Source organism: Mesorhizobium sp. M7A.F.Ca.CA.004.04.2.1 (assembly GCF_004022825.1).
GTDB lineage: Bacteria > Pseudomonadota > Alphaproteobacteria > Rhizobiales > Rhizobiaceae > Mesorhizobium.
This window is the reverse complement of the sequence record NZ_RZPH01000247.1, coordinates 1-6,511: the sequence shown is the minus strand read 5'-3', so window position 1 is coordinate 6,511 and position 6,511 is coordinate 1. Positions and strand designations below refer to the sequence as shown.

Annotated in this window: 6 protein-coding genes; all 6 read left to right on the top strand. The window is 62.8% G+C overall.

Features of this window, described 5'->3' with window-relative positions; translation table 11 throughout:
- The first annotated feature begins 44 nt into the window (after positions 1–44).
- Positions 45–917, top strand: coding sequence for a phosphoribulokinase (locus EN893_RS13525; protein WP_027036917.1), 873 nt, complete (start codon positions 45–47; stop codon positions 915–917).
- Between the two features lie 10 nt (positions 918–927).
- Positions 928–2,940, top strand: a complete 2,013-nt coding sequence (gene tkt / locus EN893_RS13520; RefSeq protein WP_127267900.1) for a transketolase — start codon at positions 928–930, stop codon at positions 2,938–2,940.
- Between the two features lie 11 nt (positions 2,941–2,951).
- Complete coding sequence (gene fba, locus EN893_RS13515; protein ID WP_127267899.1) at positions 2,952–4,031, top strand: class II fructose-bisphosphate aldolase; 1,080 nt, start codon at positions 2,952–2,954, stop codon at positions 4,029–4,031.
- Positions 4,032–4,052: 21 nt separating this feature from the next.
- Complete coding sequence (locus EN893_RS13510) at positions 4,053–5,546, top strand: ribulose-bisphosphate carboxylase large subunit (protein WP_013532056.1); 1,494 nt, start codon at positions 4,053–4,055, stop codon at positions 5,544–5,546.
- An 18-nt stretch (positions 5,547–5,564) separates the two neighbouring features.
- Positions 5,565–5,999, top strand: a complete 435-nt coding sequence (locus tag EN893_RS13505; protein WP_013532057.1) for a ribulose bisphosphate carboxylase small subunit — start codon at positions 5,565–5,567, stop codon at positions 5,997–5,999.
- A gap of 7 nt (positions 6,000–6,006) precedes the next feature.
- The coding region (locus tag EN893_RS13500; RefSeq protein ID WP_128361587.1) for an AAA family ATPase at positions 6,007–6,511 on the top strand (505 nt) is incomplete at its 3' end.

The following is a 6,511-nucleotide window of genomic DNA, read 5'->3' as shown; positions in this document are numbered from 1 at the left end:
CCGCTGTTCAGCCGCCGCGGCCTGTTCAGAGCCTGAGCAGCACCATGTCAGCCAAGCACCCCATCATCACCATCACCGGGTCGTCGGGCGCCGGCACGACCTCGGTCAAGCGCATCTTCGATCTGATTTTCCGGCGCGAGAACATCGAGGCCGCTTTCATCGAAGGCGACGCCTTCCACCGCTACGATCGCGCGGCGATGAAGGCAAAGGTGGCCGAGGAGGAAAAGGCCGGCAACCCGAACTTCACCCATTTCAATGCCGCGGCCAACGAACTCGGAATTCTCGAAGAGGTGTTCGCGGAATATGGCCGCCGCGGAACCGGCAAGACCCGCACCTACATTCACGATGAGGAAGAGGAAAAGCAGCACGGCACGCCACCGGGAACCTTTACCGAATGGCGCGAATTCGCTCCCAGCGACCTGCTCTTCTACGAGGGGCTGCACGGCTGTGTCGTCACCGACACGATCAATTTGGCCAAGCATGCGGATCTCAAGATAGGGGTCGTGCCGGTCATCAATCTCGAATGGATCCAGAAGATCCATCGCGACCGTTCGACACGCGGCTATTCCACCGAGGCGGTGATGGACGTGATCCTGCGCCGGATGCCCGACTATGTCCGCTACATCGTCCCGCAATTCTCGCAGACCGCCATCAACTTCCAGCGCGTGCCGATCGTCGACACGTCCAACCCGTTCATCGCGCGCTGGATCCCGACGCCCGACGAATCGATGCTGGTTATCCGCTTCGCCAATCCGCGCGGCATCGATTTTCCGTATCTGCTGTCGATGATCCACGACTCGTTCATGTCGCGGCCAAATTCCATAGTGGTGCCAGGCAACAAGCTCGATCTTGCCATGCAACTGATCCTGACGCCGCTCATCCTGCAATTGATTGAACGCAAGAGCCGTGTGTCGTGAGGAGGATGCAATGACCAGCCAAACAGCACTGAAGCCCGTCACCACAACCGCTCCCGTCTCGGAGCGCGACATGGCGAACGCCATTCGCGCGCTGGCGATGGACAGCGTCCAAAAGGCGAATTCGGGTCACCCTGGCATGCCGATGGGCATGGCCGACGTCGCAACGGTGCTGTTCAACCGCTTCATCAATATCGATCCGTCGAGGCCGGACTGGCCCGACCGTGACCGTTTCGTGCTTTCAGCCGGCCACGGCTCGATGCTGCAATACGCGCTGCATCATCTGCTCGGCTATGAAGACATGCAGATCGAGGAATTGCAGCGATTTCGGCAGTTGGGCAGCCGCACCGCCGGACATCCGGAATATGGCCATGCGCTTGGCGTGGAGACCACCACCGGACCGCTGGGACAGGGCATTTCCACGGCGGTCGGCATGGCGCTGGCGGAACGCATGCTTGCCGCCCGCCACGGTGCCGATCTGGTCGATCATCATACCTATGTCATTGCGGGCGACGGCTGCCTTCAGGAGGGAATCAGTCACGAGGCAATAGACCTCGCTGGTCACCTGAAGCTTTCCCGCCTGATCGTCTTCTGGGACGACAATGCGATTTCCATTGACGGGCCGACCTCCCTCTCCACGTCGATGGACCAGCCGGCGCGCTTCAAGGCCGCCGGCTGGGATGTCCAAAGTGTCGCCGGCCACGACATGGAGGCAGTCGCCGCGGCAATCGAGGCGGCGCGGCGGTCGGATCGGCCATCGCTGATTGCCTGCCGCACAGTGATCGGCATGGGTGCCCCCAATCTCGGCGGTTCGGAGAAGACGCACGGCGCACCGCTGGGTGAAGCAGAGATCGCCGCGACACGCGAAAACATCGGCTGGGCGCACGCACCGTTCGATGTGCCGGATGATATCCTTTTCGCCTGGCGCGAGATTGCCGGTCGCGGCGAAGCGATGCGGCGCGCCTGGGAGCAGCGGCTTGCCGCCTCGCCGCGGCGCGAGGCTTTTGAAAACGCTGTCGCCGCCGAACTGCCTGATACGGTCTTCGAAGCGCTCGACGCCTTTCGTCGCGAACATATCGAGAAGGCAACCAAGGTGGCGACGCGAAAAGCCTCCGAAATGGCGCTGGAGGTCATCAACGGCGCAACGGAGTTGACCGTCGGCGGCTCGGCCGATCTGACGCATTCGAATCTGACGATCACCAAGGGCATGAACCGCATTGCACCGGGTGACTATGCCGGCCGCTACATTCACTACGGCATTCGTGAGCACGGCATGGCGGCCGCCATGAACGGCATCGCGCTGCATGGCGGTTTCGTGCCCTATGGCGGTACGTTCCTGTGCTTCGCCGATTATGCGCGCGGCGCGATGCGGCTCTCGGCGCTCATGGGCCAGCGCGTCATCTATGTGATGACACACGATTCCATCGGCCTCGGCGAGGACGGCCCGACGCACCAGCCGGTCGAGCACCTTGCGATGCTGCGTGCCACGCCTAATCTCAACGTCTTCCGCCCGGCGGATGTCATCGAAACGGCGGAGTGCTGGGAACTCGCGCTAAAGAGCAAGGACCGGCCGAGCGTCCTGGTGCTGTCGCGCCAGAACCTGCCGATGCTGCGTCGGTCGCACAGCGACGAGAACCGCTCCTGCCAGGGCGCTTACATCCTGCGCGAGCCGGCAAAGCACCGCGCCGTCACCCTGATCGCCACCGGCTCGGAAGTCGAGATCGCGGTTGCTGCCGCCGAAAGGCTGGAGACCGAGCATGGCGCCGCCGCCGCCGTCGTGTCGATGCCGTGCTGGGAGCTTTTCGAGGAGCAGGACAGCGCCACCCGCAAGGCCGTCCTCGGCTCGGCGCCGCGCGTCGCGGTCGAAGCGGCAGCCCGGCTGGGCTGGGACCGCTGGATCGGCGAGACCGGCGCTTTCGTCGGCATGACCGGCTTCGGCGCCAGCGCCCCTGCCCCCGACCTCTACCGGCATTTCAACATAACGTCCGAAGCGGTTGCTGCAGCGGCGCTGAAGCTCATCATCTAGGAGGATTCACAATGGCTCGCATCACCCTTCGCCAGCTTCTCGACCATGCCGCCGAGCACGGCTACGGCGTACCGGCATTCAACATCAACAACATGGAACAGGGCCTCGCCATCATGGAAGCGGCCAAGGCCTGCGACGCGCCTGTCATCATCCAGGCTTCGCGTGGCGCCCGATCCTATGCCAACGACATCATGCTGGCCAAGATGATGGAGGCGCTGACCGAAATCCACCCGACCATCCCGCTATGCATCCATCAAGACCACGGCAACAGCGAGGCCACCTGCCTTTCCGCGATCCGCCACGGCTTCACCTCGGTGATGATGGACGGATCCTTGATGGCGGACGCCAAGACGCCGGCCAGCTACGACTACAACGTCGCCATAACCGAACGCGTCGCACGCATGGCGCATTGGGTCGGTGCTTCCGTCGAAGGCGAACTGGGTGTGCTCGGCTCGCTGGAAACCGGTCAAAGCGAGGCAGAGGATGGCCACGGCGCCGAAGGCGCGCTTTCCCACGACCAGTTATTGACCGATCCCGATCAGGCGGTCGACTTTGTGACCGCAACCCAGGTCGACGCGCTGGCGATCGCCTGCGGCACCTCGCACGGCGCCTACAAATTCACCCGCAAGCCGGACGGCGACATCCTGGCCATGCAGGTGATCGAGGCGATCCACGAAAAGCTGCCCAACACGCATCTGGTCATGCACGGCTCTTCCTCGGTGCCGCAGGAGTTGCAGGACATTATCAACAGATACGGCGGCGAGATGCCCCAGACCTTTGGCGTTCCGGTCGAGGAGATAGAGCGCGGCATCCGCTACGGCGTGCGCAAGGTCAACATCGACACCGATTGCCGCATGGCCATGGCCGGGCAGTTCCGCCGCGTCGCGACGGAAGACCCGCGCGAGTTCGATCCCCGTAAATTCCTGAAGCCAGCCATGGATGCCTTGCGCGACCTTTGCCGGGACCGGTTCGAGCGTTTCGGTACGGCGTCCAACGCCTCGAAGATCAAGGTCATCGCCATGGACGAGATGGCGAAACGTTACGCCGCGGGAAAGCTCGATCCCCATATCGCCACCGCGAAAGCCGCCTGAGCAACAAACAGGAGACCTGTCATGAACAAGATCGACATACTGCCAGCGGGAACGCTCAAGGAAGGCAAGGAACGCTACAAGTCAGGGGTCATCCCCTACAAGAAGATGGGCTACTGGGAGCCGGACTACAGGCCCAAGGAGACCGATCTGATCGCCATGTTCCGGATCACGCCGCAGCCGGGCGTCGACCACGAGGAGGCGGCGGCGGCCATCGCCGGTGAATCCTCCACCGCGACGTGGACCGTGGTGTGGACCGACCGACTGACGGCCTGCGAGCTCTATCGCGCCAAGGCGTTCAGATCCGAGCCGGTGCCGAACACCGGTCCCGGAACCAAGACCGAGCAACAGTACTTCGCCTACATCGCCTACGACCTCGACCTGTTCGAGCCGGGCTCGATCGCCAATCTGACCGCATCGATCATCGGCAATGTGTTCGGCTTCAAGGCAGTCAAGGCGCTGCGGCTGGAAGACATGCGTATCCCGGTGGCGTACCTCAAAACCTTCCAGGGGCCGGCGACCGGTATCGTGGTGGAGCGTGAGCGGCTCGACAAGTTCGGCCGGCCGCTGCTCGGCGCGACGACGAAGCCGAAGCTCGGCCTGTCGGGACGCAATTACGGGCGCGTCGTTTACGAAGCGCTGAAGGGCGGCCTCGACTTCGTCAAGGACGACGAGAACATTAACTCGCAGCCCTTCATGCACTGGCGCGACCGCTTCCTCTACTGCATGGAGGCCGTGAACAAGGCGTCGGCCGCCACCGGCGAGGTCAAAGGACATTATCTCAACGTCACCGCCGGCACGATGGAGGAGATGTACGAGCGCGCCGAATTCGCCAAGCAGCTTGGCTCCTGCATCGTCATGATCGACCTCGTCATCGGCTACACGGCGATCCAGTCGATGGCCAAGTGGGCGCGCCGCAACGACATGATCCTGCACCTGCACCGTGCCGGCAACTCGACCTATTCGCGCCAGAAGAACCACGGCATGAATTTCCGCGTCATCTGCAAATGGATGCGCATGGCCGGCGTCGACCACATCCATGCCGGCACGGTGGTCGGCAAGCTGGAAGGCGACCCGCTCATGATCAAGGGATTTTATGACACGCTGCGCGAGGAGCGCACGCCGCAGAACCTCGAAACCGGGCTGTTCTTCGATCAGGAATGGGCCTCGCTCAACAAGGTGATGCCCGTCGCCTCGGGCGGCATCCATGCCGGCCAGATGCACCAGTTGATCCACTATCTCGGCGAGGATGTCATCCTGCAGTTCGGCGGTGGCACGATCGGCCATCCGGACGGCATCCAGGCAGGCGCGACGGCCAATCGCGTCGCCTTGGAAGCGATGATCCTGGCCCGCAACGAGGGGCGCGATTATTTGCGCGAAGGAACCAAGATCCTCGAACAGGCGGCCAGATGGTGCACGCCGCTGAAGGCTGCCCTGGAGACCTGGAAGGACGTCACCTTCAACTACGAATCGACCGACACGGCCGACTTCGTGCCAACCGCAACGCCCAGCTTCTAGACGAAAGGAACCGTCGTCATGATGACCAATCCGGGAAACAAGGTCACACAGGGGCAGTTCTCGTTCCTGCCCGACCTGACCGACGAGCAGATTTCGGCGCAGATCAAATACGCGCTGAAGAACCATTGGGCGGTCAGCGTCGAGTACACGGACGATCCGCATCCGCGAAATACCTATTGGGAAATGTACGGCAACCCGATGTTCGACTTGAAAGATCCGGCGGGCATACTGCTCGAGGTCAACGCTTGCCGGAAAGCGTGTCCGAACATGTATGTGCGGGTAACCGCCTTCGATTCGACCAAGGGCTGGGAAGCGCCGCGCATGTCGTTCATTGTCAACCGGCCGCCCAGCGAACCCGGGTTCCGGCTGCTGCGCCAGGAGCGCGACGGCCGCAGTCAGGGTTATTCGATCGTGCCTTATGCGACCGACAGGCCCGAGGGCGAGCGGAGCTAGCCGAACCATGCTGAACGCGATGACCAAGGACGCTGCCGCACAGGACGCGACGGTTGATCTGCAGGCCGAGTTCGAGGCGTCCAACATCGACGAGGTCATGGACAAGCTCGACCGTGAACTCGTTGGCCTGAAGCCGGTCAAGACCCGCATCCGCGAGATCGCCGCTCTCCTCCTGGTCGACCGGCTTCGCCGCAAGTTCGGGCTGACTTCGGGCGCCCCGACGCTGCACATGAACTTTACGGGAAATCCCGGCACCGGAAAGACCACCGTGGCGCTGAGGATGGCCGAAATCCTGCATCGTCTGGGCTATGTCCGCGAAGGCCACATGGTCGCCGTGACGCGCGACGATCTCGTCGGCCAGTATGTGGGCCACACCGCGCCCAAGACCCGCGAGGTGATCAAGCGTGCCATGGGCGGCGTGCTTTTCATCGACGAGGCCTATTATCTCTACAAGCCCGAGAACGAACGCGACTACGGCCAGGAATCGATCGAAATCCTGCTGCAGTGCATGG

What these genes read in the sequence shown, in the direction of transcription:
- EN893_RS13510 (WP_013532056.1), top strand. Translation starts at nt 4,053, where the DNA reads ATGAACAAGATCGACATACTGCCAGCGGGAACGCTCAAGGAAGGCAAG.
- EN893_RS13505 (WP_013532057.1), top strand. Translation starts at nt 5,565, where the DNA reads ATGATGACCAATCCGGGAAACAAGGTCACACAGGGGCAGTTCTCGTTC.
- fba (WP_127267899.1), top strand. Translation starts at nt 2,952, where the DNA reads ATGGCTCGCATCACCCTTCGCCAGCTTCTCGACCATGCCGCCGAGCAC.
- EN893_RS13525 (WP_027036917.1), top strand. Translation starts at nt 45, where the DNA reads ATGTCAGCCAAGCACCCCATCATCACCATCACCGGGTCGTCGGGCGCC.
- tkt (WP_127267900.1), top strand. Translation starts at nt 928, where the DNA reads ATGACCAGCCAAACAGCACTGAAGCCCGTCACCACAACCGCTCCCGTC.